Genomic DNA, 15,213 nt, shown 5'->3' on the forward strand with positions numbered 1-15,213 from the left:
TTTTTCGGATTTTACATGAACAGTTTCCAGGTGAAACTCGAGCGAATCCGCGTGAACAGATCCGCTGTGATGTCCGGATCCCCTTATAGGTCTGTCATTCAGCCAACAATGGGGCGTTGTCGGGATAGTCTCATGAATGATTTTCATGAATCATGGCCTTCGCTGACGTCAGCCGCGCCTGCACCGAATCCGCCAGTTGCGTCAATATCAGGCAGCACGATACCGCGCCTGCATCCAGTACGCCGAGTGACCGTTCGCCCAAACGACTGGCTCGGCCAATCTTCGCCACCAGATCACGGGTGGAATCGCGCCCTTGTGATGCAGCGATTTTCATCGCATCGAGGGCTGCGCCGAATGATTCACCTCGGGCGTGGGCCTGCTCAAAGGCTTCGACGGCCGGAATCAGGGTGTCCATCAGACACTTGTCGCCGACACCGGCTTCGGTGATGTCCTGCAATGAAGCAAGCCCGCCGCGCAGCAGGTTGGCGAAGGTAGCGGCATTGATCTGCTCACTGCTACGCACCCGATCGGCCATGCCGATAAACAGGCTTCCGTACAGCGGCCCCATCGAGCCACCGATGCCTTCCATGAGGCTGAGGGTCAGTTCATCCAGAGCTTCTGCAAGGCTCAATTGGCGGCCTTCGATGGTCCGGCCGCAATGCGCGAAACCCTTGGCCATGTTGATACCGTGGTCGCCGTCACCAATCGCGCCATCAACCTCGCTGAGGTATTCGCGGTTGGCGACAATCACGCTCACCAGATCGGCAACGATGGCCGTGCCATGTCGGGTAGAGAATTGCTCAGAGAAAGGCTGGTTCATGGTTCACTCCGCCTGTGTCAGGCCGATGGAACGGCAAGGGTGGTCGATCAGGGTTTTCAGTTCGGCATCCAGGCCCAGCACGGTCAGGGTTACGCCCATCATTTCCAGCGACGTGAAGTAATTGCCGACGTAGCAGCGATGGACCTTCAAATCCCGCGCCTCGAGCAGGCGCTCCACTTCGGCGTAGAAAATGTACAGCTCCATGACCGGTGTCGCTCCAAGGCCGGAAACCAGCACGACAACGCTGTCGTCGGCGCTGAAATCCCTGTCGGCGAGAATCGGCGTCAACATGCGTTCTGCCATCGCCGCTGCGGACTCGATCGCAACGACCTCGATCCCCGGTTCGCCGTGGTGGCCAATGCCCAGCTCCATTTTGCCGTCCGGGATCTGAAAGTTTGGCTTGCCGACTGCAGCAATGGTACAGGGCGTCAGACCAACTCCGATGGAGCGGCACTGGTCCACGGCTTTTTGCGCAACACGTATTACGCCATCCAGATCGTAACCTTGTGCGGCCGCCGCGCCACCGACCTTCCACATGAAAATTTCCCCGGCCACACCACGCCGCTTGGCAATGTCGGATCTGGGCGCGGAGGCCACATCGTCATTGGCAACCACGGTCCGGACTTGCAGGTCTTTGCTGGCAGCCATTTTCATTGCCAGCTTCACATTCATGTTGTCGCCCGCATAATTGCCGTACAGGCAGGCGATTCCAGCCCCATGATCCGCCGCACGGAAGGCGTCGAAGAAACTTTTCGCGGTGGGCGAGGAGAAAATCTCGCCAACCGCCACGGCGTCCACCAGACCGGGGCCGACGTAGCCAAGAAAGGCTGGCTCATGGCCCGATCCTCCCCCTGTGACGATACCGACGGAACCCTGCACCGACGGCCGGGTTTTACTGATGACCCGCGGGTTGCCGGCACTCTGCGAGAGTTCGGGATGCGCAACCAGAATGCCGCGCAGCATGTCCTCGACCACGTGGTCCGGATCGTTTATCACTCGATTCATAACGCGATTTCCTGTGTTCTTTTTATAAGGATCGGGTGGATCAAGGCTCCAGAACGACCTTCAGTGATTTGTCGCCGCGCTCCATGACGGCAAACGCCTGCTTGAAGTCCGCCAGGGGGAACTTGTGCGTGACCACATCGCGCATGTCGATCTTGCGATTACCGATAAAGTCGATGGCGCGCGGGTACATATAGGGCCCGAGATGCGAACCGAGCACGTCCAGCTCCTTGCGGTCACCAATGATCGACCAGTCCACCGTGGCCTCGTCATTGAACACGCTGAACTCCACGAAACGACCGAGTTTGCGCAGCATCGCCAGGCCCTGATTGACCGCCTTGTGGTGCCCTGTGGCTTCTATATAGATGTCGCAACCGTAGCCGCCGGTTATCTCCCGGATCTTTGCCAGCACATCGACTTCGGCGGGGTTCCATACCTCATCGGCGCCCATGCGCAGGGCGAGGGCGGCGCGCTCGGGTTTCATGTCGAGCACAATGAGCTTTTTCGGGTTACGCATACGTACTGCGCCGATGATTCCGAGGCCCAGCGTACCCGCGCCGGCAACGACCACGATGTCGTCGAAATCGACGTTGGCCCGCTCTGCAGCGTGCAACGAGCAGGCCAGCGGTTCGATCAGGATCGCTTCGTCCGGGGCGATCGAATCCGGCACTTTATGGATGATGCCTTCCTTGGTGAAAATCATGTACTGGGCCATCGCGCCCTGCACGTTGTTCTGGAAGCCATACAGGTCGTGTTTCTGACACATCCAGTATTGCCCGTGGTTGCAGAAACGGCAGCCCCAGCACGGCACGATCTGCTCGGAGATCACCCGGTCGCCGATCTGTACACCGCGCTTTTCCGCTCCGGGGCCGAGCGCGACCACTCGGCAGACAAATTCATGGCCGGGAATCATCGGTGGTTTGACGTAGCGGGGCTGCTCGGCATCGCCCCAGAACGAGGGAGCGCCTCGATAGGTCTTGATGTCGCCCATGCAGATCCCGCACAGCTCGACCTTGGTAAGAATCTCGTCAGGGCCGGGCGTCGGCACATCGACGGTCTCCAGCCGGTAATCTTCCGGGCCATAGCAAACCACCGCCTGCATGGTGGCCGGAATCACAGGAGAGAGTTGTTCGGCAGTGCGTTCGGTGACGGTGGACATGACGATAAACCTCACGACAGGAAAATGAATTACTGGATGCTGTAGCCGCCGTCGATCACTACGTTTTCGCCGGTGATCATGCTGGCGGCATCACTCAGCAGATACAGCGCCAGCCCGGCTATTTCCTCCGGCTGGGCGAAGCGGCCTGCCGGAATCTGCGATTTGGCCCGTTCTCCGACTTCGCCCGCCCAGGCTTTTTTGCCCAGCGCGGTCTCGACGATGGTGGGCGAGATGGCATTGACGTTGATGTGCGGTGCCCACTCCATTGCCAACACTTTGGTCATGCCGACCACTGCGGCCTTGCTTGCGCAGTAGGCGACGTGCCGGTCCAGGCCAATGACTGCGGCCTGCGAGGCAAGGTTGACAATGCGTCCGCTGCCTTGGCCGAGCATGTGTCGCGCGCAGGCCGTGGCGACGAAGAAACTGGCCTTGAGGTTGATATCCAGTGTCGTGTCCCAAGCGTCTTCGCTGACATCGACAGCCTTGTCCAGCAGGGCCACACCGGCGCTGTTGACCAGGTAGTCAATGCGCTTGAAGTGCTCGAAAGCCGTGTCGATGGCGCTGTTGGCCTGATCGACCCGGCGCAGATCGACCGCAATACCGACATGCGCGCTGCCAAGGCTGGCAGCCACATCGACTACCGCCGGATCACGGTCCAGCAGTGCGACCCGCGCACCGCGCTCTGCCAGCAAGCGGGCACAGGCAAGACCTATCCCGGCAGCTCCGCCGGTGATGACCGCGCAACGGCCATCGAGATCGAAGGCCTTGTTCCAGAATTCAGACATGAAAATGACTCCTGTAGCGCTGTTTTTTTGAAGACTCAAACACGTCAGCTTTTGATTCTGGCCGAAGGCCGTGGGAGCGAACCGGGCGACGCTTCGCTCCCACGCCCTCCGGGCAGAAGCGGGAATCTCAGACCGCTTACTTGCCGCCGCTGACCTGCTGATACAGCGCGTCGGCATTAGCGTCGGTGACAGGCACCCAGGGCAGGATGTAGTTCTTGTCAGTGCCGTCGCCCCACTTCACGTCCTTGGCGTAGCGCTCCCAGATCACCGACTGCGGCTTGTAATCTTTCCCGGCCAGGGTGCGAAGGGCGACATCGAGGGCACCCTGAGACTGGGCTTGAGCGTCTTGCAGGAAGGTGGTGATTTCATTTTTCTTGGCGGCCTGAATGGCATCAGGCATGCCGTCGATGGACGTGATCGGTACGTCAGCAGGCTTCAGATTGCGGGATTTCAACGCCTGCAAGGCACCGAGCGCCATGTCGTCGTTCTGCGAAATGATTCCGGAGATACCACCGTTCTGATGGGCATTGAGCCAGTCCTCGGTCAGTGTCTGGGCTTCGGCACGCGACCAGTTGGCGGTCTTCTTCTCGATGATCTTGATGTCCGGGTGTTTGCCCAGAACTTCCAGCTCGCCCTTTTCCCGATCAATCTGCGCCGATTGGCCAATCGGCCCCTGAATGATCACCACATTGCCTTTGCCCTTGAGCTTGTCGACCATCGCCTGTGCCTGCAGGCGGCCACCTTCGACATCGTCGTTGCCGACATAAGGCACCTTGTTGCCGGCAACCCGAGTGTTGGAGGCGATCACCGGAATGTCGTTCTCCATTGCCCTTGCCACGGTGCCGACGCCTGCCTTGGTGTCGATAGGCACAAAAATGATCGCATCGTAATGCTGGGTGATCATGGTTTCGATCTGGTTGTTCTGGGTCAGCGCGTCATAGTTGCCGTCGAATACAGTGATCTTCACGGTGCCGTCCTTGACCGCCGGATGCTCCTTGAGCTCACGCACCCAGTTCTGCATGAACTGCCCCTTGAGGCCATACACTGCAGCGCCAATCTTGTAGGTCTTGCCATCGGCGGCCAGGGCTATGCTGCTGGCGAGCAGGGAGAGCGCCGCGACCGCGGCCAGGGATGTACCGAATTTCATGATGAGAACCTCGTTATTGTTGTAGTCAGTCGTTCATACAGAGGAAAAGCAACTAGCGTTTTTTCTTGCGCCACACGTCAATCAGCACTGCAAACACGATGATCAGGCCCTTGGCGACCTGTTGGTAATAGGAAGACACACCCAGCAGGTTGAGGCCGTTGTTGATCACACCGATCAGCAGTGCACCGAACAATGTGCCGACGATACTGCCGGTGCCTCCGGACAGGCTCGTGCCACCAATGACCACAGCTGCGATGGCATCCAGCTCATAGGACATGCCGGCCTGGGGCAGGGCGGAAGTGGTTCTGGCAGACAACACCACCCCGGCCAGGCCCGCGAGCAACCCGGAAACCACGTACACCGAAAACATGATCTTGCGCACGCCGATCCCGGAGGTACGTGCGCTTTTTTCATTGCCGCCGACGGCGTACACATAACGCCCGTAAGTGGTGTAGCGCAGCACCATCCAGAAAATCAGTGCGACCACGGCGAAGATGATGATGGGCACACCAATCGGGCCGACCCGGCCGATGCCCAGCGCCAGATACTCTTCGGGCAGGTCCGTTACCGGACTGCCATCATTGAGAATGAAGGTCATGCCACGGGCGATACTGAGCATGCCCAGAGTGGCCACAAATGGCGGAATTGAGAGGTTGGCAACCATGAAGCCATTGACGACACCGAGCATCGCTCCGGCAAACATCCCTGCACTGACCGCAGCCAGCAGGCCGTAACCCTGCGTCGCCACCAGAGCGCTGCACAATCCGGCAAACGCCAGAATAGAGCCAACGGACAGGTCGATACCTTTGGTCAGGATCACGTAGGTCATGCCGACCGCGAGAATGCCGTTGATCGAGGTCTGGCGAAGGATGTCCATCCAGTTGCGCCAGGTCATGAAGTATTCGCTGGCAAAAGCCATTACCAGACACAGCAGAATGAACACCAGCGGCAGGCCGAAGCGATCGAGGGACAGGCGCAGACGGCTGCGTGGTGCTGCGGTGGTGGCGGGAGCAATAGCGGTTTTGGCATTCATGAGGCAAGACTCAGCAGGACTTCCTGGGAAAGATCGGCATCGCTGCTGATGGTCACCAGCCTGCCACCCTTGAACACGGCAATTCTGTCACTGAGGCGCAACAGTTCCGGCGCCTCCGACGAGACCACGATGGCGGCACCGCCAGCGCGCACGAACTGATCCAGCAGGTGATAGATTTCCTGCTTGGCCCCCTCGTCAATGCCTCGAGTCGGCTCATCGCAGAGCAGGCAGACCGGGTCGGTTGACAGGCATTTGGCGAGCACCACTTTCTGCTGGTTGCCGCCGCTCATCGACGAGACAGGCAGATCCAGCGACGCCGTCTTGATCTGCAGGCGCCTGACCATCTCTTCGGCCAGGCTGTGCTCCCTGCGGGCATCGATCAGCGACCAGCTCGACAACTGCCGGTAAGCCGACAGGGCGATGTTGGAAAGGATGCTGCCAGTGAGCACCAGGCCGCTGTCCTTGCGGTCTTCGGTGACCAGTGAAACGCCGGCGCGAATGGTCGCCTTGGGCAGGCCGACCGGCATGGGCCTGCCTTGCAGGGTGACGCTGCCGGAGTCAGGCGTGGTCAGGCCATACAGGCAGTTGAGGAACTCACTGCGGCCTGATCCCATCAGGCCATAAATGCCGAGAATTTCGCCATGACGCACCTGCAGGCTGATGTCTTCGAACTCGCCGTTACGGCTCAGGTTGTCGACCGCCAGGCAACACTCGGCAGCGCATTCACGACCGACCTTGTGATCGATGCGCTGCAACTCCTGACCGACGATTCCGCGCACCAGATGTGCCCGGTCGATATCAGCCATGCGTCCGCTTTCGACAAAGGCACCGTCACGAAAGATGCTGTAGTCGTCGGCAATCTGCGCCAGCTCGCTGAGGCGGTGGGATACATAGATAATGCCGGCACCTCGGGCAGCCAGTCGGCGAATGGCCTTGAACAGGGTTTGCGCCTCACGCTCACCAATGGCCGAGGTGGGCTCATCCATGATCATCACTTCGCAGTCATGACTGAACGCCTTGGCAATTTCCACCAGTTGTATCTGCGCAACACTCAGCAAGTGCATGGGGCTGGTGGCGTCGACATCGAACTCGAGTTCTTCCAGCAGTTCGCGGGTACGTCGATTCAGCTCTTTGCTGTCGACGATGCAGCCGGCACGGCGCGGTTCGCGGCCCAGCCAGATGTTCTCGGCAACAGTCATGAAGGGGATGGGCTCCAGCTCCTGGGTAATCATTGCGATTCCAGCTGCAAGGGCGTCGCCAGGACGGCTGAACTGCACAGGCTGGTCATTGAGGAGGATGGTGCCGCCATCACGCTGGGTGATGCCCATCAAAATACTCAGGAACGTGGACTTGCCTGCGCCATTGCCACCACACAGGGCATGCACGCTCCCTGCTCGCAATGAGAGGCGCCCGTCACGCAAGGCGGGGATACCGGCATAGGCCTTGGTAACGTTTTCAGCCTGGAGCAGTAATGGCGTAGCCATTGGCGTGTCCTCGTGCTGTGAATTCTTATTAGGTGCACTGATGAGTCGATCAGTGAGCATATGTGTATCAAATGAAATTCTGATCAGTCAATCTCTTTCCTGTAAAAGTTTTAAGACGCTTGATTCTGGCCACTCTTGCCTCGTTAAAGCGTATTCGCTGAGCAATCATTCAAAAACAAGCTTGACACTGCGCCGCTAATGCCCGAGAAATGATTGGTCGGAATTTCAATGAATGAACATTTGATCAGACAATAAGACCTCGGCAGCGGAGCCTGATGCCATGAACACACCTTTCGCGGTGGCTATCGGATGTGATGAAGCGGGTTATGAACTCAAGGAATTGTTGAAACGCCATATCGAGACGCTGGGCTACCCGGTGACCGATTTCGGCACGCACTCCACTGCGCCGGTGCTTTATCCGGACATTGCTCTGGCAGTCGCTACGGCGATCAACGCCGGCGAGCAGCGGCTTGGTGTGCTTGTCTGTGGCACTGGAATAGGCATGGCAATCTCGGCCAACAAGGTCCTGGGTATCCGTGCTGCGCAAGCCCATGACACCTATTCGGCAGAGCGGGCGCGCAAAAGCAACGATGCGCAAATTCTTTCCATCGGTGCACGGGTGATCGGCACCGAACTCGCGAAAAGCATCGTCAAATCCTTTCTGGAGTCGGAGTTCGAGGCTGCCCGCTCCGGGGCCAAGGTCGAGCGCATAAACGCGATAGAGCGCGACGGGCATCAATAGTGAGTGGACGGCACCGGGCGGGAGTAGGGAGAATGCGCCTTTGACGCCGAAACGGAAGCCCGTCCACATGAGTGACAGTACCCAGCGCATGGCCAGCGACATCGACCTGATGACTGAAGTCGCAATGCTGTATTACCTCGAGAACGTCACTCAGGAAGCCATTGCCAAACGTTTTGACCTGTCGCGCGCAAAAGTCAGCCGACTGCTCAAACGCGCACGCGATGAGGGCATTGTCGAAGTACGGGTGTTACAGCACCCGGCGATGAACAACGAGCTGGAACTGGCGCTGGTAGAGCGCTTCCAGCTGGACCGAGCGTTGATTGCAGTCGACCACAGCGATCCCGATACCCAGCGCTCGGCAGTCGCCAGCCTGGTCGCCAATTATCTGAACAAAACCCTGGGCGACGGCATGATCGTCGCGGTCGGCATGGGCAGAAACGTTGGCGCAGTGGCAGATAACGTGTTCCTGCCGGTGACGCGCAACTGCACATTTGTCTGCGCCATCGGCGGTTCGCTCAAGGCCGGCGAATACATGAACCCCGATCACATTTGCCGTCGTCTGGCGCTGCGCTTCGGCGGCGAAAGCGAAAGCCTTTACGCGCCGGCTCTGGTAGCCAACCCCGAGCTGCGCAGTATCCTGATCAGCAACGACACCGTGCGCTCGACGCTGGACCGCGCCCGCCGCGCCGACATGGCACTGATCGGCATTGGTGACATGAGCGAAAACAGCAACATGGTGCGTATGGGCTGGTTTTCCCCGCAGGAAATTGCCCAGGCCAGGCTGTCCGGCACGGTGGGGGACATGATGGGCTATGATTTCATCGATATTCACGGCCAGCCCGCAGTCAATGCCATTCAGGGCAGGGTCATCGGTCTGACCGTGCATGAGCTGTTTCGCATCCCGGATGTAGTGGCCATCGCCAGCGAAAACACCAAGGCAGCCGCGACACTGGGGGCCTTGCGCTCCGGGGTGATCAACACGCTGGCGACCACCGTCACCAACGCCCACACCATCCTTGCGCTGGATGATGCGACACGCAAAAACTGATAGCGGTTTTTTGAAACATTTGCGGCGCAAGATCGAATAACAAGAAAGGACAAGGACGATGATGCTGAAAGCGACAGGTATCGTGATCGCGATACTGAGTTTTATTCTGCTGTTCATGGGGGCGCAACTGGTCGCCGCCGGGGGGTCTCCAGCCTACTCGGTGATTGCCCTGGGCTTGCTGGCCACGGCCACTCTGGTATTCCTGAAGAAGAAGTCGGCGCTGACCCTGTATGCATTGATCATGTGGGGGATTCTGATCTGGATCGTCTACGAAGTCGGCTTTGACAAATGGCAGTGGATACCCCGCGGCGATCTTTTTGCACTGATCGGTCTTTGGCTGGCGCTGCCCTGGGTGGTGCGGCCGCTCTATCAGGCTCGTTCGACTAGCGATAACCGTCGTTTTCACCCCTTTCTCGGCAGTACGCTGGGTGTGATGCTGTTGATTGTGGTCGCACTGATGTTCCATGACCCGTACCCGCTTCAAGGGCAGATCAGCAACGCAGTGACCACCCGCAGCGCCGACTCGGCAGGCAATGACTGGGCGGCATATGGCGGGACCCAGGCAGGTCAGCGCTTTTCCCGTCTCGATCAGATCACCCCGAAAAACGTCGGCACGCTGTCGGTTGCCTGGGAATACCATACCGGCGACCTGCGGGATGCAGGCAAGGATGCCGGCGAGTACACCTTTGAAGCCACGCCTCTGAAGATCAACGATCGGGTGTATGTGTGTACACCTCATAACGAAGTGCATGCGCTGAATCCGCAGAGCGGAGAACTGGCCTGGAAATACACGCCCGAGAAAAAACGTTCTTACCTTCAGCAGCATCAGACCTGCCGGGGTGTCAGCTATTATTCCGCCATATCCGGTGCGACGGGCAAGACGCAGCAGCCCGTCCAATGCGCAAAACGCATCATCACCGCCACGGCAGATGCCAGGCTGGTCGCGCTTGATGCAGACACTGGCAACCTGTGCAGTGATTTTGGCACTGGCGGTGTGATCGACTTGAGCATCAACATGGGCAAGATTCGCCCTCATGCGCTGATGCAGACCTCTGCGCCGCTCATTGCGGGCGACTTGATCGTTATTGGCAGTTCTGTAATGGATAACGGTTATAGCGCTGGCAATCCGTCCGGCGTCATTCGCGCCTTCAACGTCATGACCGGCGAGCTGGTATGGAACTTCGACCCGCAAAACCCGGACAGCACCCAGCCAGTAGCGGCTGACCGGAACTATCCGCAGGACACACCGGTTGCCTGGGCAACCCTCAGCGCCGATGTTGAAAACGGTTTGGTGTACGTTCCTTTCGGCAACGCATCGCCTGACGAAACCGGCACCCGGCGAGACCCTGGCAGCAACACCGAGAAATTTCGTGATGCACTGGTGGCGCTGGACTTGAAGACCGGTGCGCTGCGCTGGAAATTCCAGTCGTCGAACAACGACTTGTGGGATCGCGACAACCCCTCACAGCCTTCGCTGCTGACCTTGGGAAAAGAGGGCAGCAAGCAGCCTGCGCTGCTGCTGCCGACCAAAGTAGGCAACATCTTTGTGCTCAACCGCCTGACGGGCGAGCCGATAGTGCCTGTCGATCAGGTCAGTGTGCACACCGAAGGCGGCATTGCGGGCGAGCGCTTTGCTGCGACCCAGCCGGTCTCAAGGGTTAACTTCATCCCGCCGGCGCTGACGGAGAAATCCATGTGGGGCGTCACGCCCTTTGACCAGATGGCCTGCCGGATCACCTACAACAGACTTCGTTATGACGGCAACCCCTGGACACCGGCCACAGAGACCGGCTCGCTGATCTACCCCGGCAACATCGGTGTATTCAACTGGGGCTCGGTGGCCGTTGATCCTGACCGTCAACTACTCATTGCGGCACCCGTGCGCCTTGCCTACATCTACAACCTGATCAAGCGGCCCGAGCAGGCAGAAGAAAAACGCCTGTTCACCGAGGAAGGCAAACCGTACTGGAACGAGAATTTCGCCGGTGACTACGCCATCCGTATTTCAAGATTCGCCTCCAGCCTTGGCATTCCCTGTACTGCACCACCGTGGGGGACCCTGGCCGGGGTCGATCTGGCCACCGGTAAAACCGTTTGGACTCGACGAGTGGGCACGACCAAAAACCTCAAGACCAACTTCATGCAGGCACGTTTCCCGGTCGGTTTTCCGATGGGCATGGTAGCCCACGGTGGCCCGCTGGTCACAGCAGGCGGGCTGGCATTTCAGGGGGCGACGGCGGATAACTTCTTTCGCGCTTACGACGTCAACAGCGGGGAAGTGCTCTGGGAGCATGAATTGCCGGCAGGTGGGCAGGCGACGCCTTCGACCTATACCGGCAACGACGGCAAACAGTACGTGATCATTGCGGCCGGCGGTCACGGATCACTCGGGACCACGCTGGGCGACAGCGTAATTGCGTTCCGGCTTGACTGAGAGCGGGCAAGGGAAGGGCCGGTAACGGCCCTTTTTTCTGCGCGCATGGAACATGCCTTTACCGGGTGCTCAACCGCCAGCCATCCAGCGAGCCAGACCGTGTCGACCGCTGACACCCAGTTTGGCAGTGGCACGCTTGAGGTAGGTCTCCACCGAACTGTTCTTTACCTTCAAGCGCTGCGCCATTTCGGCCACGGTTCCGCCGGTCAGCAAACCCAGACAAACCTCCTGCTCGCGTGCGGACAGCGTGACCGAATCCTGCGCCAGCCTGCCGCTGAATGCCTGATCCAGTGAACCGGGTTCTGGCTCGACACGGGCATTGCGATCACCTGCCTGGGCGAGGATTTGCGCGTGATGTTCCACCAGCGGCAGCAGCGTGTCGGAAAGACTCTTGAGCAATGACAGTTCGCTCAGCGAGAACGCCCGCAAGGTGGCCGACCGATAGAAGCAGATGATCCGTCGACGGTCACCGCTGCTGGAAACAAGATTGCACTGGTGAGTGTTGTGCTGCGGGTGTTGCGCACCAAGCGGATTCTTCAACTGGACCAGCAATGGGTCCTGCATATGCAGAATGCTTGACAGCAGAGGATGGCCGGTTGCCTCGATGTTCGGAGTGTCCTGCTGCAGACCGGCACTGCCGAGCAGATGGATGCGGCTGATGCTGCTCTCACGTACGTCCAGCGTCCATTCACTGAGGTCAACCCCGTGAATAGGCACCAGCGAATCGACCAGTTGCAGCATCTGCCCGGCAAACGTTGTGTCGCCGGTACTGGAAACCAACTGAGCCAGTTGCAGATAGAAGCGTGGATCGTCGCTGTATTCGAAATGTTGCGCCGTGTTCATCTTGAGCTTTCCTGATTCCGACCGCGCAGTAACAGGCCATGGCCAATTGCTGCGCGGCAACTTCTGATTGCAATAACGTATAAGCCTGATGATGGCACTGGGTCTTTTGGTATTCAGCCTAAGCTTTTGCTTCGCGTCTGTAGCGGAAAACAGGGACAGATTTTCAACCCGCCGCACATGCGTTTGCCATGAGGTGTGGCTATAAGCCAGCCGCCGGGTCCTGTCCGGGTTTAAGGGGCCATACATCGTCCGGTCGGCAGTGCTTAATCCGCGGCCTACCTGCCAAGAAGGATCTTGAGCCATGCGTGCCCCTGCCGCCGAAACTTTTTCTCTGACCGCTGCTCAGCGTGATATCTGGCTTGACCAGATCAGCCGTGGCGACTCTCCGCTTTATAACATCGGCGGCTACCTGCAACTGACCGGACCGGTCGATCCGACCATGCTGCATCAAGCGCTTGATCATCTGGTTGCCGCTCACGAAAGCCTGCGCACATTGCTTGTGCCTGGGGCCGGGCCGGATGGCTTGCCGCTCCAATCCTATGCGGCTGCCATGCCGCAGCCCATGCCGCTGCACGACTTCAGGGATCATCCAGAACCGGAGCATGCAGCGCGAGCGCTGGTCAATGACCAGATGCGGCGTCCCTACACACTTGATGGCAGCCCGCTGGTTGACTTCTGCCTCATTCGTGTCGCCCATGATCGTTACTGGCTGGCAGGGCAGGCCCACCACCTGATTCTGGATGGTTGGGGCTTCGGGCAACTGTTCAAGTCTCTGGGCGAGATTTACAGCGCATTGAGGGCAGGCGAGCGCCTCGACATCAATGCGCCAGGCTACAGCGCATTCATTGCAGACGATGCGCTGTACCAGGCGTCGAAGCGATATTCGCTGGACGAAGCCTACTGGCTGGAAAAATACCGTGATCTGCCGGAGCCGTTGCTGGTATCGCGCTATCACAACCGCAGAGCGACAGACCCTGCACCCTCCCATGCATGGGTGCAGGCACTTCCTCAGGCATTGCATGTACGTATGAAGCAATTTGCCGAGCGCCACAACGCTTCGGCGTTTCATGTATTGCTGGCGGTTCTGCACGTCTATTTCACCCGCACGGCGCAACGCAACGAATGGGTTGCAGGGTTGCCACTGCTAAACCGCAGCGGGGCACGCTTCAAGGCAACCCTGGGCCATTTCGCTCAGGTCAGCGCAGTGCGCATGGCCTTCGCCGAGACACTGGACTTCGGCGCTCTGGTGGTCGAGGTGCGTGACGCGCTGAAACGCGATTTTCGTCACCAACGCTACCCGCTGAGCGAGCTCAATCGGAGCCTCGAACTATCCCGTGAAGAGCGGGCGCAGTTGTTCGAAGTCTCGGTATCCTACGAGCTTGAAGACCATGATTACTGCTACGGCGAGGCCCAGGCTCAGACGGTAAAAGTATCCAATGGTTACGAGGCCACACCACTTGCCATTCATTTGCGCAGCAACAGCCACAACGATGAGGCCTCGCTGCATCTGGTCCACCACCGTGCCTGGGTAGAGGATGCCGAGGCCCAGGCCATCGCCGGGCGTCTGCTGCACATACTGGAGCAGGGGCTGGAAAGCCCGCAGCTCAAGCTGCAGGACTTCCGCCTGTCAACACCTGCCGAGCACTCGCAAATACAGGCCTGGAACCAGACGCATAGGGCCGCTGCGGATGAACAGCTGATTCATCGACGCATCGAACAGCAGGCCCGTACCCGTCCGTATGCAGTGGCAGCGGTCTATCAGGAGCAATACCTGACCTACACGCAACTCAACCGGCAGGCCAATGCACTGGCCCAGCGCCTGATCTACCAAGGGGTGCGGCCTGACGATCGGGTGGCTGTCGTTTCCCGCCGTGGCCTGGAGACACTGGTAGGGCTTCTGGCGGTTCTCAAGGCGGGCGCTGCCTATGTGCCAATCGATCCGTCACACCCGCGCGAACGTCTGCATTACCTGCTCAGCGACAGTGCGCCGGTGGTGGTGTTGACGCTGTCGACGCTGATCGAACGCCTGCCGCCGATGGCAATGCCGCTGATCGAGCTGGATCATTGCACTGAGTCCCCATCGACTGACAGCAATCCGCTGGTGCCGGGGCTGAGCAGCGACAATCTGGTGTACGTCATTTACACATCGGGTTCCACCGGCCAGCCAAAAGGCGTAATGGTGGAGCACCGTAGGCTGGCCAATCTGGTTGACTGGCATTGCAACGCGTTCGATGTCAAGGCAGGCAGCCATACGTCATGCCTGGCAGGGTTTGGCTTCGATGCAATGGCCTGGGAACTCTGGCCGACCCTGTGCGCGGGGGCAACCCTGCACCTGGCTCCGGTTCAGGACAGCGGAGAGGATATTGAAGCGATGCTGAACTGGTGGCGTGCCCAGCCGCTGGACGTCAGCTTTCTTCCCACTCCGGTGGCCGAATATGCTTTCAGCCAGGCAGAAGACCATCCGACCCTGCGAACTCTGCTGATCGGCGGCGATCGCCTTCGTCAATTCGTGCACAACCGCCGCTATGCCGTGGTCAACAATTACGGCCCGACTGAAACGACGGTCGTCGCCACCTCCGGGCAAGTAATGGCCAATGGCTCGCTACACATCGGCGGGCCTGTCGCCAACACTCGGGTTTACGTCCTCGACGAGCGCCTGCAGCCTATGCCCGTGGGCGTTCCCGGTGAGCTTTACAGATGCCGTTGTACTGGTTCG

General features: G+C 59.2%; 12 protein-coding genes. 4 read left to right on the forward strand and 8 right to left on the reverse strand.

All coding sequences use genetic code 11. From position 1 onward, the window contains the following. Positions 1-130 precede the first annotated feature (130 nt). From dhaL to ALO80_RS22135, 7 genes are all read right to left on the reverse strand, one after another. The gene (gene dhaL / locus ALO80_RS22105; protein WP_055010540.1) at positions 131-820 is read right to left on the reverse strand and encodes a dihydroxyacetone kinase subunit DhaL; all 690 of its coding nucleotides are present in this window, start codon (positions 818-820) and stop codon (positions 131-133) included. A 3-nt stretch (positions 821-823) separates the two neighbouring features. After that, positions 824-1,825 (reverse strand): dihydroxyacetone kinase subunit DhaK, encoded by a 1,002-nt coding sequence (locus tag ALO80_RS22110; RefSeq protein WP_055010541.1) that lies wholly within the window; start codon positions 1,823-1,825, stop codon positions 824-826. A 40-nt stretch (positions 1,826-1,865) separates the two neighbouring features. After that, positions 1,866-2,981: an MDR/zinc-dependent alcohol dehydrogenase-like family protein gene (locus ALO80_RS22115; RefSeq protein ID WP_054984170.1), complete on the reverse strand. Its 1,116-nt coding sequence runs from the start codon at positions 2,979-2,981 to the stop codon at positions 1,866-1,868. A gap of 29 nt (positions 2,982-3,010) precedes the next feature. Continuing rightward, the gene (locus tag ALO80_RS22120) at positions 3,011-3,766 is read right to left on the reverse strand and encodes an SDR family oxidoreductase (RefSeq protein ID WP_055010542.1); all 756 of its coding nucleotides are present in this window, start codon (positions 3,764-3,766) and stop codon (positions 3,011-3,013) included. A 136-nt stretch (positions 3,767-3,902) separates the two neighbouring features. Further along, entirely contained in the window at positions 3,903-4,913 is a 1,011-nt protein-coding gene (locus ALO80_RS22125; RefSeq protein ID WP_055010543.1) for a substrate-binding domain-containing protein, read from the reverse strand. A gap of 52 nt (positions 4,914-4,965) precedes the next feature. Continuing rightward, entirely contained in the window at positions 4,966-5,946 is a 981-nt protein-coding gene (locus ALO80_RS22130) for an ABC transporter permease (protein WP_055010544.1), read from the reverse strand. Beyond that, entirely contained in the window at positions 5,943-7,430 is a 1,488-nt protein-coding gene (locus ALO80_RS22135; protein WP_055010545.1) for a sugar ABC transporter ATP-binding protein, read from the reverse strand. The genes ALO80_RS22130 and ALO80_RS22135 overlap by 4 nt, the downstream gene beginning before the upstream one ends. Before the next feature lie 280 nt (positions 7,431-7,710). Here ALO80_RS22135 and rpiB point away from each other — a divergent pair, with 280 nt between their 5' ends. From rpiB to ALO80_RS22150, 3 genes are all read left to right on the forward strand, one after another. Beyond that, entirely contained in the window at positions 7,711-8,172 is a 462-nt protein-coding gene (gene rpiB / locus ALO80_RS22140; RefSeq protein WP_055005746.1) for a ribose 5-phosphate isomerase B, read from the forward strand. Between the two features lie 67 nt (positions 8,173-8,239). Continuing rightward, positions 8,240-9,220 carry a sugar-binding transcriptional regulator gene (locus ALO80_RS22145; protein ID WP_054988658.1) on the forward strand — a complete coding sequence of 327 codons (981 nt, stop codon included), beginning with the start codon at positions 8,240-8,242 and terminating at the stop codon, positions 9,218-9,220. Positions 9,221-9,278: 58 nt separating this feature from the next. Beyond that, entirely contained in the window at positions 9,279-11,654 is a 2,376-nt protein-coding gene (locus ALO80_RS22150; protein WP_055010546.1) for a glucose/quinate/shikimate family membrane-bound PQQ-dependent dehydrogenase, read from the forward strand. A 69-nt stretch (positions 11,655-11,723) separates the two neighbouring features. On the opposite strand, the gene ALO80_RS22155 is transcribed toward ALO80_RS22150, so the two are convergent. Next, positions 11,724-12,497, reverse strand: a complete 774-nt coding sequence (locus tag ALO80_RS22155) for a helix-turn-helix transcriptional regulator (RefSeq protein ID WP_055010547.1) — start codon at positions 12,495-12,497, stop codon at positions 11,724-11,726. Positions 12,498-12,798: 301 nt separating this feature from the next. Here ALO80_RS22155 and ALO80_RS22160 point away from each other — a divergent pair. Then, positions 12,799-15,213: non-ribosomal peptide synthetase (locus ALO80_RS22160; protein WP_144434244.1), on the forward strand; the 2,415-nt coding region annotated here is incomplete at its 3' end.

The organism is Pseudomonas caricapapayae (genome assembly GCF_001400735.1).
GTDB lineage: Bacteria > Pseudomonadota > Gammaproteobacteria > Pseudomonadales > Pseudomonadaceae > Aquipseudomonas > Aquipseudomonas caricapapayae.

Bases quoted from the DNA above. Each gene is read 5' to 3' on its own strand.
- dhaL (WP_055010540.1), bottom strand. From the start codon at position 820: ATGAACCAGCCTTTCTCTGAGCAATTCTCTACCCGACATGGCACGGCC.
- ALO80_RS22110 (WP_055010541.1), bottom strand. From the start codon at position 1,825: ATGAATCGAGTGATAAACGATCCGGACCACGTGGTCGAGGACATGCTG.
- ALO80_RS22115 (WP_054984170.1), bottom strand. From the start codon at position 2,981: ATGTCCACCGTCACCGAACGCACTGCCGAACAACTCTCTCCTGTGATT.
- ALO80_RS22120 (WP_055010542.1), bottom strand. From the start codon at position 3,766: ATGTCTGAATTCTGGAACAAGGCCTTCGATCTCGATGGCCGTTGCGCG.
- ALO80_RS22125 (WP_055010543.1), bottom strand. From the start codon at position 4,913: ATGAAATTCGGTACATCCCTGGCCGCGGTCGCGGCGCTCTCCCTGCTC.
- ALO80_RS22130 (WP_055010544.1), bottom strand. From the start codon at position 5,946: ATGAATGCCAAAACCGCTATTGCTCCCGCCACCACCGCAGCACCACGC.
- ALO80_RS22135 (WP_055010545.1), bottom strand. From the start codon at position 7,430: ATGGCTACGCCATTACTGCTCCAGGCTGAAAACGTTACCAAGGCCTAT.
- rpiB (WP_055005746.1), top strand. From the start codon at position 7,711: ATGAACACACCTTTCGCGGTGGCTATCGGATGTGATGAAGCGGGTTAT.
- ALO80_RS22145 (WP_054988658.1), top strand. From the start codon at position 8,240: ATGAGTGACAGTACCCAGCGCATGGCCAGCGACATCGACCTGATGACT.
- ALO80_RS22150 (WP_055010546.1), top strand. From the start codon at position 9,279: ATGATGCTGAAAGCGACAGGTATCGTGATCGCGATACTGAGTTTTATT.
- ALO80_RS22155 (WP_055010547.1), bottom strand. From the start codon at position 12,497: ATGAACACGGCGCAACATTTCGAATACAGCGACGATCCACGCTTCTAT.